The organism is Streptomyces sp. NPDC098781 (genome assembly GCF_044759995.1).
Lineage (GTDB): Bacteria > Actinomycetota > Actinomycetes > Streptomycetales > Streptomycetaceae > Streptomyces.
Genome location: NZ_JBIWAK010000009.1, coordinates 217,856 through 233,068, shown reverse-complemented (window position 1 = coordinate 233,068; position 15,213 = coordinate 217,856). Strand labels below are relative to the sequence as shown.

Sequence of the window (15,213 nt, the reverse complement as noted above, 5' to 3'; positions counted from 1 at the left end):
CTCCAGGGCGGGTGGGAACGGGGTAGCAAATGAAAATGATTATCGATAGCGTGTGCCAGTCAAGTCCGGCACCCCTCCCGCCGAGGGGCGATCCGGGCTGCCCCGACGGCTGAATCCAAGGCGTGAAAAGGAGAGTTGTGGCTCATCTGCTGGTGGTCGAGAGCTGGGTCGGATCGATGAGCAGGCTGCTGCCACGCGCCATCCGCGAGGGTGGGCACGAGTTCACCTTCCTCACCCGTGACCTGCATCACTATCTACGCTCGGCGCCCGAGGGGACGGCGCATCCGCTGCTCGGCGCGCGCAATGTGATCACCGCCGACACCAATGACGTCGCCGCGCTGCTGCCCGAGGTGGAGCGGCTGCACTCGGTGCTGGCCTTCGACGCGGTGATCACCTCCTGCGACTACTACCTGCCGGTCGTGGCCCGGCTCGCCGCGCGCCTCGGGCTGCCCGGGCCGGGCCCCGAGGCGGTGGAGAACGCCTGCCGCAAGGACGCCACCCGCCGTGTCCTCGCCGGCGCGGGCCTGCCCGGACCGCGCTTCGCGGTGCACGAGGAGTGGGCCGCCCTCGCGCGAGCCGCGAAGGACATCGGCTATCCGCTGGTCGCCAAGCCCGTCGACCTGTGCGCGGGCATGTATGTGCGCCGCGTCGACGACGAGGCCGAACTCGCCGGACTCGTAAGGGAGTTGGCCGCCTTCCCGGTCAACGCCCGTGGGCAGCGGCGCACCCCGGCCGTCCTTCTCGAGGAACTCCTCGACGGCCCCGAGGTCAGCGTCGAGACCGTGTCCCACGCGGGCGCGGTGCACGTCGTCGGCGTCACGGACAAGAGCGTCGGCGGTGCGCCCGCCTTCGTCGAGACCGGCCACATGTTCCCGGCCGCCCTGCCCCACGCCGACCTGGAGGCCGCCGAGCAGACCGCGCTCGGCGCGCTCAAGGCGCTCGGGCTGACCGACGCGGTCGTGGCGCACACCGAGATCAAGCTGACCTCCGCCGGACCGCGGGTCGTCGAGGTCAACCCACGGCCCGCCGGCAACCGCATCACCGAACTCGTCCGCCATGTCACCGGTATCGACCTCGCCGCCGCCTTCGTGGACGTCGCCCTCGGCCGGGAGCCGGACCTCAGGCCCACGGACACCGGGCTGCGCAGCGCCGCCATCGGCTTTCTCGTCCCCGACCGCACGGGCACCCTCGAAGCGCTCGACGCCGGGCGACTCGCGGACCAGGCAGATGTGTTGGAGGTCCAGCTCGCCGAGCCCGGCAAGGCCGTGACGGCGGCGGGCAGCAACAACGAGTACCTGGGCCACCTCATGGCCGGCGACCCCGACGGGCCCGGCGCCCGCGACCGGGTGGAGCGCCTGCTGACCGGGCTGCGCGCGGAGCTGGTGATCCGATGACCGCCGTACGAGCCGCCCCCTGCCGGACCTACGACGATCTCATCGCCCGTGCCCGCGCGGGCGACCTCGGCCCCGACCCCCGCACGCTGCGCGTCGCCGTCGCCTTCACCACCCGGCAGGCCGTACGGCACCACGGGCGCGGCACCGGCTACCGCAACGAGGTGCTCAGCCTGCGCCTCGCCGAGTCCGTCGGGTCGTGCGCCGTCGAGCCCGGCGAACTGCCCGACAGCGCGCTGGACGACTGCGCGGGCGTCGACGTGGCCCGGCTCCTCGACCATCCGCTGCCCGCCGTGCGGGTGGCCGCCCTCGACGCCTACCTGATGCACCTCGCCCCGCACACGCCGGAGCACGGAGCCCAGCCCGTCACCCTGTGCGCCGGGTCGTCGCTGGAGAAGTCCCGGGCCCGGGCCGCGGCCGTGGTCGAGCTGCTGGACGTGCCGGCCGGCAGCCGGGTGCTGGTCGTCGGCGTCGTCAACTCCCTGCTGGAAGCACTGCGTTCGCGCGGTCTGCGCTATGTGCCGTGCGACCTCAAGGGCGGAGTCACCGAGTGGGGTGAGCCGGTCGTCACCGACGCGCTCGCCGCCGCCGGGAGCTGTGACGCGCTGCTGGTGTCCGGGATGACCCTGGGCAACGGCACCTTCGAACCACTGCGTGAGCACGCGCTGCGGCACGGCAGCCGGCTGGTGATGTTCGCGCAGACCGGCAGCGCCGTGCTGCCCCGCTTCCTGGGCCACGGAGTGAGCGCGGTGTGCGCCGAGCCCTACCCCTTCTTCTGGCTCGACGGCGGGCCCGGCGTCGTCCACCGCTACCGCGATTCCGGAGGCGGACGATGACCGTGACCGCCGTACGCCCCACCGCCCGGCCGGAGTTGCTCGACCTGCTCGGCCGCACCCCGGTCGTCCGGGTCACGGCCGAGCTGCCGTACGCGCACCCCGGATTCTGGGCGAAGCTCGAAGGGCTCGCGGCGGGCGGAATGAAGGCGCGGGCCGCCGTGGCGATGCTGCTCGGCGCTCGCGAGCGCGGTGAACTGCGCCCCGGCGCCCCGGTCGTGGAGTCCACCTCCGGCACGCTCGGCATCGGGCTCGCCTTCGCCGGACAGACGCTCGGGCATCCCGTCGTGTTGGTCGGCGACAGCGAACTGGAGCCGTCCATGCGGCAGTTGCTGCGGGCCCACGGCGTCCACCTGGAGATCGTGGACCGTCCCGCAGCGCAGGGCGGCTGGCAGGCAGCCCGGCTCGCCAGGCTGCGTCAGCTGCTCGCCGAACTTCCCGGCGCGTACTGGCCCGACCAGTACAACAACCCCGACAACAGGGCCGGTTACGCGTCCCTGGCCGCCGAACTCGGCGCCCAGCTCCACCACCTGGACATCCTGGTGTGCAGCGTCGGCACCGGCGGCCACAGCGCCGGAGTCATCGGCCCGCTGCGCCGCCACTGGCCGGCGCTCCGGCTGATCGGTGTCGACGCCACCGGCTCGACGATCTTCGGCCAGCCCGCCCGCCCCCGCCTGATGCGCGGCCTCGGCAGCAGCATCCACCCGCGCAACGTCGCCTACGACGCCTTCGACGAGGTGCACTGGATCGGCCCCGCCGAGGCCGTGGACAGCTGCCGCCGGCTCGCCCGGGGCAGCTTCGTCAGCGGCGGCTGGAGCACGGGTGCCGTGGCACGGGTCGCCGCCTGGGCGGCCCGCGTGCACCCGGGCGCGGTCGTCGCCACCGTCTTCCCCGACGGCCCGCACCGTTACCTCGGCACCGTCTACGACGACGACTTCCTCACCGCCCACGGCCTCGACCTCACCGACGCCGCCACCCGGCCCGTGGAGATCCCGCACCCGTACGCCGCCGAGGCGAGCGGATGGGTGCGGTGCACACGGGTCGCCGATCCGCTCTCACCGGAAAGGACACCGTGAAGGTCCATCTGCGCACCGTGCGTCTCGCCCTCACCGAGCCGTTGCGCATCTCCCGATCCACCATGACCGCCCGAGACGCCGTGTGGCTGAGCGTCGAGCACGAGGGGGTCACCGGCCACGGCGAGGCCGTCAGCAGCGTGTACTACGGGCTCGACGCCGACACCCTCGGACGGCTGATCGCGGCCGTCGGGCTGGAACGGTTCGCCGGTCCCGAGGCCGCCCTTGAGGCCCTGCCCGCCCGTGCCGTACCGCCCGCCGTCACCGCCGCCGTCGAGTCCGCGCTCCTCGACCTCGTCGGCCGGCGCGCGGGCGTCCCCGTCCACCGCCTGCTGGGCGCCGCGGCAGCTCCCGTGGCCGCCACCGCACGCACCATCGGCATCACCTCGCCCGTCCGCGCCGCCGCCGAGGCGCGCGGGCTGGCCGCGAGCGGCTTCCAGGTCCTCAAGGTCAAGGCGGGCACCCCCGACCCCGAGGACGACGTCGAACGCGTACGGGTCATCCGCGACGCCGCGCCCCGGGTCCGGCTGCTCCTCGACCCCAACGGCGCCTGGAGCCCGCCCCGGGCGCGGGCCCTGCTGCCCCGGTTCGCCGACCTCGGTGTCGAGGCCGTCGAGCAGCCCCTCGCGCCCGGCGACCCGGAAGCGCTCGCCGCCCTCGCCGAGAAGTCGCCGCTGCCGGTCATCGCCGACGAGGACGCGGTGAGCGCCGAGGACGTACGGCGGCTGGCCGGGCGCGTCCACGGCGTCAACGTCAAGCTCGCCAAGTGCGGCGGCGTCCGCGCGGCCCTGCGCATCGCCGAGTCGCTGGAAGGCAGCGGCACCGAGCTGATGCTGGGCTGCCTCACCGCCAGCACCCTGGGCATCGCCCCAGCCGTCCAGCTCGCCGACCGCGCCCGCTGGGTCGACCTCGACGGACACCTGCTGCTCGCCCACGACCCCTGGCGTGGGATCGGCGGGGCCGACGGCTTCGTACGCACCAGTGCCCTGCCCGGTCTGGGAATCGAGGAGGTGACGGCCCATGAGGACGTGGCGTGAGATGCGCGCCTTCCCGTTCGTCGTCCAGCTCCTGCTCGTCAACCAGCTCGGCGTCAACACCGGCTTCTACCTGCTCGTCCCCTATCTGGCCACCCACCTCGGCGAGAACCTGGGGCTGTCGGCGGCGGTCGTCGGGATCGTGCTCGGCGTGCGCAACCTCAGCCAGCAGGGCCTGTTCATCATCGGCGGCTCGGCAGCCGACCGGCTCGGGGCGCGGGGCGTGATCATCGCCGGGTGCACGCTGCGGACCGTCGGGTTCGCGCTGTTCGCGCTGGGGGACGGACTGCCGGTGCTGCTTGCCGCGTCCGTGCTCAGCGGGCTGGCCGGAGCCCTGTTCAACCCGGCCGTGCGGGCCTGTCTCGCGCAGGAGGCGGGGGAGCGCAAGGCGGAGGCGTTCGCGCTGTTCAACGTGTTCGCCACGACCGGCGCGCTCATCGGGCCGCTGCTCGGCAGCGCCCTGCTCCTCGTCGACTTCCGTACGTCCGCGCTGACCGCCGCCGGGATCTTCGCGGTGCTCACCGTGGCACAGGCCCTGGTCCTGCCCGCGCGCAAGGTCGAGCCGACCGGGAACGGAGTGCTCGGGGACTGGCGGGAGGTGCTGGGCAACCGGGCCTTCCTGGCCTTCGCGCTCGCCATGGTCGGCATGTTCACCCTGGAGAACCAGCTGTATCTGCTGCTGCCCGACGGGGCGCGTGCGGCCACCGGCTGGGACGGCGCGGCCGGACTGGTCTTCCTGATCGGAACGGTGACCAACCTCGCGCTCCAGCTGCGCATCACCCGAGCCCTGAAGTCCCGTGGATCCAGGCCGCGTTGGATAGCCGGCGGGCTCGCCGTGATGGGGCTGGCCTTCCTGCCACCCCTGCTCGGCGGACCACTGGTCCTGCTCAGCGCCCTGCTGTTGTACCTCGGCATGATGATCTGCTCCCCGTTCGTGATGGAGCTGATCCCCGGCTTCGGCCGCCCCGAACTGACCGGCACCTACTTCGGGATCTTCTACGTCGTCTCCGGCATCGCCGCCGCCGTCGGCAACGCGGTCGTCGGCTGGGCCATGGACACCGGCGAGAACCTGCCCTGGATCTACTGTGCCGTCGTCGGACTGGCCTCGGCGGGCTCGGTGGCGTGGCTGCACCGGCGCGGGGCGCTGCCCCGGGTCGGCGAGCGGAGCTACGCATGACCGGCGGCAACCTGCTCACCGACCACCCCGCCCTGTACGAGGCCCGCTTCCCCGACCCCGACCGGCTCGCCGCCCGCTGGACCGAGGACTGTCTGCGCCGCCACGGCGCCGGTCCGCGCCTTCTCGACCTGGGCTGCGGCACGGGCCGGGACGCCGCCCATCTGCACTCAGGGGGCCGTACGGTGACCGGCGCCGACCTGTCCGAGGCGATGCTGGCACACGCCCGGGACACGCACCCCGGGCCGGAGTACCTCCGGGCCGACCTGCACGGCTTCGACCTGGGCCGGGCCGGCTTCGATGCCGTCGTCTGCCTGGACAGCTCCCTGCTGTACTGCCACACCAACGACCAGCTCGACGGCTTCCTCGCCTCCTGCCGCCGCGCCCTCGCGCCGGGCGGGCTGCTGGTCGCGGAGATGCGCAACGGGGCGTACTTCCTGGGCCGTACGGATCTCCTCGACAGCCCCCGCGTCAACGCCTTCACCTGGCGGGGCGTCGCCTATCGCTCCACCACCACCCTGACCGTCGACCGCACCGCCCAGCTCCTGCGCCGCACCCGCGTATGGACCACCGACGACGGCTCAGCACCCGTCGAACAGCGCTCCGCCTGGCGGCTGCTGTTCCCACAGGAGCTGCGCCACTTCCTCGCCGCGCACGGCTTCGAGGTGCTCGAACTGCACGACGGCCCGGGACCGCGCACCGAACCGCCTTGGCGGCAGGGCGAGTTGCCCGGGACCGCCACCGATGCGGACCGGCTGCATGTCGTCGCGCGCAGGCACACCCACTGACACGAAGGACCACTCGATGAACGACGAACGTTTTCCAGGCCTGCGCCGACGCGGATTCCTCGCCGCCGCCTCGGGTGCCGCCGCTTTCACCCTGGTCGGCTGCGGTGGCGGCACCGACGACGACAAGACGGCCGACGGCACCCCGAAGCGCGGTGGCCGGCTGCGCGCCGCCTTCGCCGGCGGCGGCGCGAGCGAGACCCTCGACCCGCATCTGGCCAACCTGTTCGCCGACGCGGCGCGCGCCAAAGCCCTCTTCGACAAGCTCGCCGACTTCGGCGCCGACCTGTCCGCCCAGCCTCGCCTCGCCGAGAAGTGGGAGGCCGACAAGTCCCTGGACCGCTGGCAGGTGACCCTGCGGCGGGCCACCTTCCACGACGGGAAGCCGGTCACCGCCAAGGACGTCCTCTACAGCTACCGCCGGATAGCCGACCCGAAGCAGGCCTTCCGCGCCAAGGCGTCCCTGGAGCCCATCGACCTCGACGCCAGTCGTGCGACCGGCGAGCGAAGCATCGAGTTCGTGCTCAAGCGGCCCACCGCCGAATTCCCCAACGTCCTCGCCGCGTTCGGCGCGTACATCGTCCCCGAGAACGCCACCGAGTTCGACGACCGGCCGATCGGCTCCGGCCCCTTCAGGTTCGTCTCCTTCGCCCCCGGACGCTCCGCCGTGTTCCGCCGGAACGACGACCACTGGGACGGCGCACCGCTCCTCGACGAGATCGAGTTCGTCGTCGCCAACGAGGAGTCGGCCCGGGTCAACGCCCTCCTCGGCGGCCAGGTCGAGTACGCGCACGAGCTCAACCCGACCACCGCCCGCGCGCACGAGGGCCGGGGGCAGATCGAGATCGTGCGGCTGCGGGGCAGCGCCATGCAGGCGTTCTGCATGAAAACCGACCGGCCGCCCTTCGACGACAAGCGGGTCCGCGAGGCGTTCTTCCTCATCGCCGACCGCGAGGAACTCGTCGACGGCGCGCTGTCCGGCGCGGGCGAGATCGGCAACGACCTGTTCGGCAAGGGGTACCAGTACTACGCCGACGGTCTGCCCCAACGTACGCAGGATCTCGACCGGGCCCGTGCCCTGCTCAAGCAGGCCGGCGCCGAGAAGCTCAAGGTCACGCTGGACACCTCGGCCGTAGCGGCCGGGTTCACCGAGGCCGCCGGCATCTTCCGGGACCAGGCCGCGAAGGCGGGCGTCACGATCGACGTCAGGATGGGCAGCAAGGACTCCTACTGGAGCGACATCCTCGACGGCGGCACCCTGTGCTGTTACCGCTCCGGCGCCATGCCCATCGAGGCCCATCTCTCCCAGCGCCTGCTCACCGACTCCACCACCAACGCCACCAAGTGGCGGCACAAGGACTTCGACGCCCTCTACCGGCAGGCCCAGTCCACCCGGGACACGACCGAACGGGCCGCCGTCTACGCGCGCATGCAGCGCCGGCTGTACGCCGAGGGCGGTTTCCTCGTCTGGGGCTTCGCGGACTGGATCATCGCAACGGCGCGCACGGTGAAGGGAGTCGAGACCGAGGCCCCCGCCAACACCCTCGACTGGGCCCGCTTCGACAAGGTGTGGCTCGCGTGAGCTTCGGCCCCCCGCGTTCCTTCGTCGCCCGGCGGCTGCTCCTCGGCGTCGCACAGACCGTGGCCGTGGTGCTGCTGGTCTTCGTGCTCACCGAGGCGCTGCCGGGCGACGCGGCGGTCGCCCTCGCCGGGGACCAGCCGGACCCGGCACGCATCGCCGCGATCCGCGAGGCGATGGACCTGGACCGGCCGGCCCACGAGCGGCTCGCCGACTGGGCGACGGGTCTGGCGCACGGCGACTTCGGCACCTCCCTGACCTCCGGCCGTCCGGTCACGCAGTACCTCGCCGACGGCTTCGGCCCGACCCTGCTTCTCGCCGTCCTCACCCTGGCGCTGCTGGTCCCGCTCGGCTTCGGACTCGGTGTGCTCGCCGCCCGCCACGAGGGCGGCCCCGTCGACCGGCTGGTCAGCTCGGTCACGCTGGCCGTGTACGCGGTACCCGAGTTCGCGCTCGGAGTGCTGCTGGTGACGGTCCTCGCCCTGAAACTGGCGTGGCTGCCACCGACCGCCGTCGGTTACGGCACCGACCTGCTCGCCCATCCGGCGGCGCTGGTCCTGCCGGTGCTGGTCCTGCTGGCCCGCCCGGTGTGCTCCCTGTCCCGTCTGGTGCGGGCCGGCATGGTCGACGCCCTCGCCTCCCCCTACGCCGCCCACGCCCGCCGCTGCAAAGTCCCCGGCGCCCGCGTCCGCTACGCCCACGCCCTGCCGAACGCCCTCGCCCCGGCCGCTCAGCAACTCGCCCGCACCGTCGACTGGTTGCTGTGCGGTGTCATCGTCGTGGAGGCCCTCTTCGTGATCCCCGGCCTCGGGACGGTCCTCCTCAACGCCGTCGCCGAACGTGACGTACCCGTGGTGCAGGGGCTGGCCGTGGTGTTCGGCGTGCTGACGGTCCTGCTCAACCTCGCCGCCGACCTGGTGGCCCACCGGCTCACACCCCGTGCGGGGGTGGCCGCATGACCCGGCGCCGTTTCGCGCTCGGCCTCGCCGTCGTCGCCGTGCCCCTCGCGCTCGCCCTGCTCGGCCCCCTCTTCGCGGGCGACGCGGGTCCCCGGGCCACCTCCTTCACCCTCGGCGACGGACACCGGCTCGGCACCGACTTCGTCGGCCGCGACGTCTGGCGACAAGTGCTGCTGGGCGGCCGTACGGTCGTGCTCACCGCCCTGGCGGCGACCACGCTCGCGTATCTCGTCGCCGTCCCGGTCGCGCTCATCAGCGCCCTCACCCGCCTCCGCCTGCTGGAGGAGCTGCTGATGCGGCCGCTGGACGTGTTGCTCGCGGTGCCCTCGCTGCTGCTGATCCTGCTCGTGGCGTCCGTGCTGACGCCGGGCACCACGGGTCTCGCGTTGCTGGTGGCGCTGGTGAACGTGCCGGACGCGGCCCGGATCGTGCGCGCGGCGGCGGGCGAGGCGGCGGCCCGTCCGGCCGTCGAGGCGCTGCGCATGCAGGGCGAGACCTGGTGGCGGATCGCCGTCGGCTACGTCGGCCGCTCCGCGCTGCGCACCCTCGCCGCCGACGCCGGGATCCGGCTGACCGGCGTGCTGTATCTGGTGTCGACGGCCGCGTTCCTCGGCGTCGGTGTCGCGCCGGACGCCGCCGACTGGGCGGTGATGGTCGACCGCAACCGCACCGGTCTGCTGGTCCAGCCCTGGGCCGTGGTGGTGCCGGCACTGCTGATCGTGGCGCTGACGATGGGCACGAACCTGCTCTTCGACGCCGCGCTGGAGAAGAGAGGGCGACGCCCATGAGCCGGCCCATGAACCAGGAGACGGAACCCGTCGTCGAGATCCGCGGCCTGCGCGTCGAGGTCGACGGCCGGGCGATCGTCGACGGCGTGAACCTCCGGGTCCTGCCCGGAAAGGTGACCGCGCTCGTCGGGGCGTCCGGCAGCGGCAAGACCACGACCGGCCTTGCGCTGCTGGGGGAGTACCCGGCCGGCGCCCGGGTCACGGGCGAGGTACGGCGACCGCCGGGGGACGGCCCCGTGGGCTACGTCCCGCAGCACCCCGCCGCCGTCCTCAACCCGGCCCGCCGGATCGCCGCGCTCCTCGACGACATCGCCCGCCCGCAGGTCCGGCACCTGCCGCGCGCGGAACGCCGTACGGCCGCCCGGACACTGGTCCTGCGCGCCCTGTCCGATGCCCAACTCCCGCACGCCGAGGAGCTGCTGCGCCGCCACCCGCACCAGCTCTCCGGCGGACAGCAGCAGCGTGTCGTCCTGGCGCAGGCGCTGCTGCTCGGCGCCCGGGTGATCGTCGCGGACGAACCCACCACCGGGCAGGACGCGTTGACGAAGAGCCGGATCGTCGAGCAGCTGGCGTCGGTCGCGGCGCGCGGGGTCGCCGTGGTCCTGCTCAGCCACGACCTCGACGTGGTCCGCGCCCTGGCCGACGAGGTCCTCGTCATGCGCGCGGGGCGGGTCGTCGAGTCGGGGCCGACCGGCCGGCTGTGGGCGGCGCCCCGGCACGAGTGGACCCGCCGGCTGCTCGACGAACGGCGCGCCGCCCCGCCGGACGGCACCAGCCCGGTGGGGCGCCAACCGGTACTGGAGGTAAGGGACTTGACCGCTGGGCACGATCGCCGAGCTTTCGTCCTGCGCGTCCCACGCCTCGTCCTGAACTCCGGCGAATGCCTGGCCCTGGTCGGCCGTTCCGGCAGCGGCAAGACCACCCTGGCCCGCTGCCTCGCGGGACTGCACCGCGCGTACGACGGTGAGGTCCTGCTGGATGGCACACCACTCCCACCCAGCCTGCGGCAGCGCGGCCGGGACCGGCTGGCCGCCGTGCAGTACGTCTTCCAGGACGCCTGTGCCGCCTTCGACGAACACCGGCCGGTGCTGGACCAGGTGGCCCGCACGGCGATCCGGCTGCGGCGGGCGGATGAACGCGCGGCCACCGACGAGGCGACGACCACCCTGAACCGCCTCGGCCTGCCCGCGGACCTGGCCCGGCGCCGCCCCGGCGCGCTCTCCGGCGGCGAACTCCAGCGCGCCGCCCTCGCCCGCGCCCTGCTCGCTCACCCCAGGGTGCTGATCTGCGACGAGATCACCTCCGGCCTGGACACGGTCACCCGGCGCGGCATCCTCGACGTCCTCGCGGGCCTGCTGGGCGAGGGCGGCGGCCCGGACGCACGGCACGCCGGCCTGTCTCTCGTCCTCGTCACCCACGACCTGGACACGGCACGCCTGGCGCACCGGGTCGCCGTGCTGGACGCCGGCGACATCGTCGAACAGGGGCCGACACAACGGATCCTGACGGCACCTCAGCATCCGCTCACGATCGCCCTCATGGAGATCGCGGAGCGGCCGACGACCGGGGCCCGTCTCTGACAGCCGACCCCCGGGCACCTTCGCGGAGGAGACGGGAAGGTCTCCGCGAGCGGCCCGGGGGTCGGCGGCTTCGGGTGCACCCGTGGGTCTACGACCTGGTCGGCAGGCGCCGGCGGCGCGGGCGGGCGGTGGCCCGGGCGAGCAGCACGTGGATCTGGCGCACCGCCTCGCCGGGGTGGCCGGCGGGGGCGTCGAAGGGCAGTCGGACGTCATGGTGGGAGTCCGGTGTCTCCAGCCGCAGCACCATGCCGTGCCGGTCCAGCCGCAACGGCCGTACGTCCCCCGCGCCGAGCCGCCGCCGGGCCGGCAGCAGCCGGGCGAGGGGGGCCACGGTGTCGGCGTGGGCCGCGTCCAGCCGGGCCAGCATCTCCGCCTCGTGGGTGGCCAGCGGGTCGGGGGCGGCCAGGGCCAGTTCGTCGAGGCCGATCAGGGTCGTGCCGTCCGCCTCGGTGAGCACGGCCCGCGTCGGATGGAACACCAGCGCCTTCGGGCCGAGGGCGGTCAGCAGGCCGCCCAGCGTCAGCCGGGCGCGCACCCGGTCGCGTACGGCGACGGGGGCGACGTCGGTGAACTCGACCAGGGCGGTCAGGTCGCCCTGGGGTGCCACGGCGAGTTCGGCGGCGAGGAAGGCGTCCGGCGGGTTCTGGAGGAGCAGCCGGGCGGCGGCGTCGACCGTGTGCAGGCCGATCAGCTCGACGCGATGGCCGTGCGTGGTGACGGTCAGCGAGCCGGCCGCCGAGAGCACCGAGCGGGCACGCTCGGCGGGCGTCGGCTCAGGGCAGGGGGCAGCAGGCATGAGAACCTTTCGAGCACGAGCTTCGACTTAGGTAAGCCTAACCTTATCGGCCCGTGGGTGTGTTCACCAACCCGTCAGCAGCAGATGATTGACGAGCAGCGCGAGCACGGCCTGCGCCGCGAGCCAGGCGCGCGGTCCGGGCAGGAACGCGCACGCGGGCAGCAGCCACAGCGCGAACGGCAGCCAGATCCGCTCCGTCTCCGCCTTGCTCATCCCGGACAGATCGGCGGCCAGCATCGCGACCAGCCCGGCCAGCACCAGCACGCCGAGGCGGAACGCCGCCGTACGGTCCCGGCGCAGCAGCACCGTCCCCGTCCGCCGCAGCCCGGCCGCCGTCGCCAGGCCGACAACCAGCACCTGGCAGGCCAGGTTGGCCCACACCCAGTAGGCCTGCGGGCGGGTACCGCCGGCGCCCTGGTTGTAGCGGGTGACCAGCAGGTCGTACGCCTCCCACCAGTAGAAGCCCAGCGCCGTGAGCACCGCGGGCACGACCACGAAGCCCGCCAGCGCGAAGGGGAGCGGGCGCACCCGCCGGGTGCCCAGCACCAGGACGGCCGCGGCGATCACGACGTACAGCGTCAGACCGTACGAGAGACAGACGGTGAGGCCGAACAGCAGCCCCGAGGCGAGGCCGGTCCAGCGCGGCCGGTGCCCCGTCACCGCGAGCGCGAGCAACGCCACCGCCCACGACGCCACCGCCGCGAAGTAACCGTCGGCCGACGTACCCATCCACACCGCGGCGGGCGCCAGCGCCAGGAACGGCGCCGCGCGCCGGGCGAGCTTCTCGTCGGCGAGGGTGCGGATGGTGACGAGGATGCCCAGCGCGGCGGTCGCGCCGACCGTGATGCACCAGATCCCGGCCCACGCGCCGCCACCCAGACCGATGCGGTCCAGGTAGACGAAGGTGAGGGTGGCCGCCGGGGGATGCCCGGCGATGTGGGCGGGCCAGTGCTCCGGAGAGGCGCCGACCACGATGTGCTCGGTGAAGGTCCGCAGGGTCGCCGGGATGTCCCGGAAGTCGTCGATGACCTGGAGATACTCGTACCGTGTCGTCAGCCGGCGGGCGATGCCGCGCTGCCAGCCGTCGATCAGCGCGAGCGAGAAGGTCCAGGCCGTGCCCACGCCCCAGACGGCGAGCAACAGCCGCCGCCAGGGCAGTCGCGCGGCCAGCGCCGGGCCGTAGGCCACCACGGCCACCGCCACGACGATCGCGGCGGGGGTGCCCGGTCCGAGGTGCGGATCCCCATAGGCCAGGAGCGGCGGCCAGTTGACGAAGAGGGTGCCGTCCCGGTCCTCGATCCAGGTGCCGACCACAGCGGCGGCGGCGAAGAGCAGGACGGCGGCCGCGACCGCGTACAGATCGCGGCGGAGGTCGCGGCGGGCGGCCGGGCCGGTGTCGGCGGGAGCCTCGGGCAGAAGATCGCTGGTCACGTCTCAGACGCTAGGCCGCCGAGGGTCCGCCGGACGCGTGACGGGCGCGGACGTCAGAGATTCGTCATGGTTCACGGCGGCGTTTGCGGCCCCGCTTCGGCCTACGGTCGGGCCATGGCACGGTCTCCCTTCTCTCCTTCCTTCTGGCGCAGCCCGCTGCGCGGCCCCTGGCTCACCTCGGTGCTCGGTGTCGTCCTGCTCGGCGGGATCACGGTGCTGTTCGTGACGGGGCTGGTGTCCTACGCCGCCTACAACCCGAACCTGTCGCCGGTCAACGACAAGACCCCCGACAAGGGCATCCTCGGCTTCTACCTCTTCTCCTGGCCGACCGACCCGCACTGGCTGTACCGGCTCAACCAGGGCGTCCACGTCACGCTCGGCATCACGCTGATCCCCGTGCTGCTGGCCAAGCTGTGGTCGGTCGTGCCGAAGCTGTTCACCCTGCCGCCCGCGCGGTCCCTCGCGCACGCCCTGGAGCGGCTCTCGCTGCTGCTCCTGGTCGGAGGCGCCCTGTTCGAGTTCGTGACCGGCGTGCTCAACATCCAGCTCGACTACATCTTCCCCGGCTCCTTCTACACCCTGCACTTCTACGGGGCGTGGGTGTTCTTCGCCGGCTTCGTCGCGCACGTCGTGCTGAAGATGCCCATGGCCTGGCGCAACCTGCGCCAACTCCGGGAGGAGAAGAACGACTTGGTGCCGCCGAGCCCCGCCGAGCCGACCGTCTCCCGGCGCGGCGCCCTGTGGTTCGTGGGCGGCGGCTCCCTGCTGCTGTTCGCCACGACCGTCGGACAGAACTTCGGCGGCTCCCTGCGCCGGACCGCCCTCCTCGCCCCGCACGCCGCCGATCCGGGCAGCGGGCCGAACGGCTTCCAGATCAACAAGACGGCCGCGTACGCCGGGATCCGCGCGGCCGACACGGACGAGGAGGCGTGGCGCCTGGTGGTCGTCGGCCGCGACGGGCGAACGGTCCGCCTCAGCCGCGCCGACCTGCTGGAGATGCCGCTGCGCAGCGCGGCGCTGCCGATCGCCTGTGTGGAGGGCTGGTCGACGTCCGACCAGTGGTGGCGCGGAGTACGGCTGCGCGACCTGGCGGCGCTGGTCGGCTACGACGAGGACCCGCCCGACGTCCTCGTGGAGTCCCTGCAACAGCGCGGCGCCTTCCGCCGGGCCGCCCTGCGCGCCAACCAGGTCGCCGACTCCCGCTCCCTGCTCGCCCTCTCCGTCAACGGCGAGGACCTGACCCCCGACCACGGCTACCCGGCGCGGATCATCGTGCCCGCCGCGCCCGGTGTGCTGAACACCAAGTGGGTGGCGCGGATGACGTTCGGAGACCTGTGATGCGACGACCCCGGCTCATCCCTGTGGGCAGCCCCCTCCAGATCCTGCTGCTCCTCTGCTCGTTCGCGCTCGCCGGATACGCCGGGGTGCGGCTGCTGGAAGGGGACTGGTTCGACATCGCGCTGTGGTTCGTCGGCGCGGCGATCGTGCACGACCTGGTGCTGGTGCCGCTGTACGGGGCGGCCGACCAGGCGCTGCTGCGGGGCTTCGAGGCGGTCGACCGGCGGAGCTGGATGCCGTACGTCCGTGTCCCCGCCGCGCTGTCCCTGCTCCTTCTGCTGGTCTGGTTCCCCTTGATCACCGGCCGGGTGGCGGACCGGTACGCCGGCGTCACCGGCCTGTCCACGGACGGCTTCATGGCCCGCTGGCTGCTGATCACCGCCGTGCTCTTCGGGGGCTCCGCGGTGGTGTTCGTGGTACGGCGGCGACGGCGGCCGTCAGGCTCGCGCTGA

The 15,213-nt window shown here is 73.3% G+C and carries 14 protein-coding genes; 12 read left to right on the top strand and 2 right to left on the bottom strand.

What is annotated here, in order from left to right:
• Nucleotides 1–137: 137 nt before the first annotated feature.
• Genes ACIQWG_RS32485 through ACIQWG_RS32440 form a run of 10 tightly spaced genes read left to right on the top strand, consistent with a single transcriptional unit; the run spans nucleotide 138 to nucleotide 11,196 of the window.
• On the top strand, nucleotides 138–1,394 hold the full coding sequence (locus ACIQWG_RS32485) for an ATP-grasp domain-containing protein (protein ID WP_404102171.1): 1,257 nt from the start codon (nucleotides 138–140) through the stop codon (nucleotides 1,392–1,394).
• Nucleotides 1,391–2,227 carry a Rossmann-like domain-containing protein gene (locus tag ACIQWG_RS32480; protein ID WP_404102170.1) on the top strand — a complete coding sequence of 279 codons (837 nt, stop codon included), beginning with the start codon at nucleotides 1,391–1,393 and terminating at the stop codon, nucleotides 2,225–2,227. Before ACIQWG_RS32485 ends, ACIQWG_RS32480 begins: the two co-directional genes overlap by 4 nt.
• On the top strand, nucleotides 2,224–3,300 hold the full coding sequence (locus tag ACIQWG_RS32475) for a PLP-dependent cysteine synthase family protein (protein ID WP_404102168.1): 1,077 nt from the start codon (nucleotides 2,224–2,226) through the stop codon (nucleotides 3,298–3,300). Before ACIQWG_RS32480 ends, ACIQWG_RS32475 begins: the two co-directional genes overlap by 4 nt.
• Nucleotides 3,297–4,334 carry a dipeptide epimerase gene (locus tag ACIQWG_RS32470; protein ID WP_404102166.1) on the top strand — a complete coding sequence of 346 codons (1,038 nt, stop codon included), beginning with the start codon at nucleotides 3,297–3,299 and terminating at the stop codon, nucleotides 4,332–4,334. Before ACIQWG_RS32475 ends, ACIQWG_RS32470 begins: the two co-directional genes overlap by 4 nt.
• Nucleotides 4,318–5,508, top strand: coding sequence for an MFS transporter (locus tag ACIQWG_RS32465; protein ID WP_404102165.1), 1,191 nt, complete (start codon nucleotides 4,318–4,320; stop codon nucleotides 5,506–5,508). The genes ACIQWG_RS32470 and ACIQWG_RS32465 overlap by 17 nt, the downstream gene beginning before the upstream one ends.
• Nucleotides 5,505–6,293 (top strand): class I SAM-dependent DNA methyltransferase, encoded by a 789-nt coding sequence (locus ACIQWG_RS32460; RefSeq protein WP_404102163.1) that lies wholly within the window; start codon nucleotides 5,505–5,507, stop codon nucleotides 6,291–6,293. The genes ACIQWG_RS32465 and ACIQWG_RS32460 overlap by 4 nt, the downstream gene beginning before the upstream one ends.
• Nucleotides 6,294–6,309: 16 nt before the next feature.
• Nucleotides 6,310–7,872, top strand: coding sequence for an ABC transporter substrate-binding protein (locus tag ACIQWG_RS32455; RefSeq protein ID WP_404102161.1), 1,563 nt, complete (start codon nucleotides 6,310–6,312; stop codon nucleotides 7,870–7,872).
• Nucleotides 7,869–8,828, top strand: a complete 960-nt coding sequence (locus ACIQWG_RS32450) for an ABC transporter permease (RefSeq protein WP_404102159.1) — start codon at nucleotides 7,869–7,871, stop codon at nucleotides 8,826–8,828. Before ACIQWG_RS32455 ends, ACIQWG_RS32450 begins: the two co-directional genes overlap by 4 nt.
• Nucleotides 8,825–9,616 (top strand): ABC transporter permease, encoded by a 792-nt coding sequence (locus ACIQWG_RS32445; RefSeq protein ID WP_404102157.1) that lies wholly within the window; start codon nucleotides 8,825–8,827, stop codon nucleotides 9,614–9,616. The genes ACIQWG_RS32450 and ACIQWG_RS32445 overlap by 4 nt, the downstream gene beginning before the upstream one ends.
• Nucleotides 9,617–9,624: 8 nt before the next feature.
• The gene (locus ACIQWG_RS32440; protein WP_404102155.1) at nucleotides 9,625–11,196 is read left to right on the top strand and encodes an ABC transporter ATP-binding protein; all 1,572 of its coding nucleotides are present in this window, start codon (nucleotides 9,625–9,627) and stop codon (nucleotides 11,194–11,196) included.
• 88 nt (nucleotides 11,197–11,284) lie between these two features.
• Here ACIQWG_RS32440 and ACIQWG_RS32435 read toward each other — a convergent pair whose 3' ends face one another.
• Together ACIQWG_RS32435 and ACIQWG_RS32430 are read right to left on the bottom strand one after the other, a co-directional pair.
• On the bottom strand, nucleotides 11,285–11,992 hold the full coding sequence (locus ACIQWG_RS32435; RefSeq protein ID WP_404102154.1) for a DUF2470 domain-containing protein: 708 nt from the start codon (nucleotides 11,990–11,992) through the stop codon (nucleotides 11,285–11,287).
• A gap of 63 nt (nucleotides 11,993–12,055) precedes the next feature.
• Complete coding sequence (locus ACIQWG_RS32430; RefSeq protein WP_404102152.1) at nucleotides 12,056–13,423, bottom strand: hypothetical protein; 1,368 nt, start codon at nucleotides 13,421–13,423, stop codon at nucleotides 12,056–12,058.
• A gap of 114 nt (nucleotides 13,424–13,537) precedes the next feature.
• Here ACIQWG_RS32430 and ACIQWG_RS32425 point away from each other — a divergent pair, with 114 nt between their 5' ends.
• Together ACIQWG_RS32425 and ACIQWG_RS32420 are read left to right on the top strand one after the other, a co-directional pair.
• On the top strand, nucleotides 13,538–14,761 hold the full coding sequence (locus tag ACIQWG_RS32425) for a molybdopterin-dependent oxidoreductase (protein ID WP_404102150.1): 1,224 nt from the start codon (nucleotides 13,538–13,540) through the stop codon (nucleotides 14,759–14,761).
• Nucleotides 14,761–15,213 (top strand): hypothetical protein, encoded by a 453-nt coding sequence (locus ACIQWG_RS32420; protein ID WP_404102148.1) that lies wholly within the window; start codon nucleotides 14,761–14,763, stop codon nucleotides 15,211–15,213. Before ACIQWG_RS32425 ends, ACIQWG_RS32420 begins: the two co-directional genes overlap by 1 nt.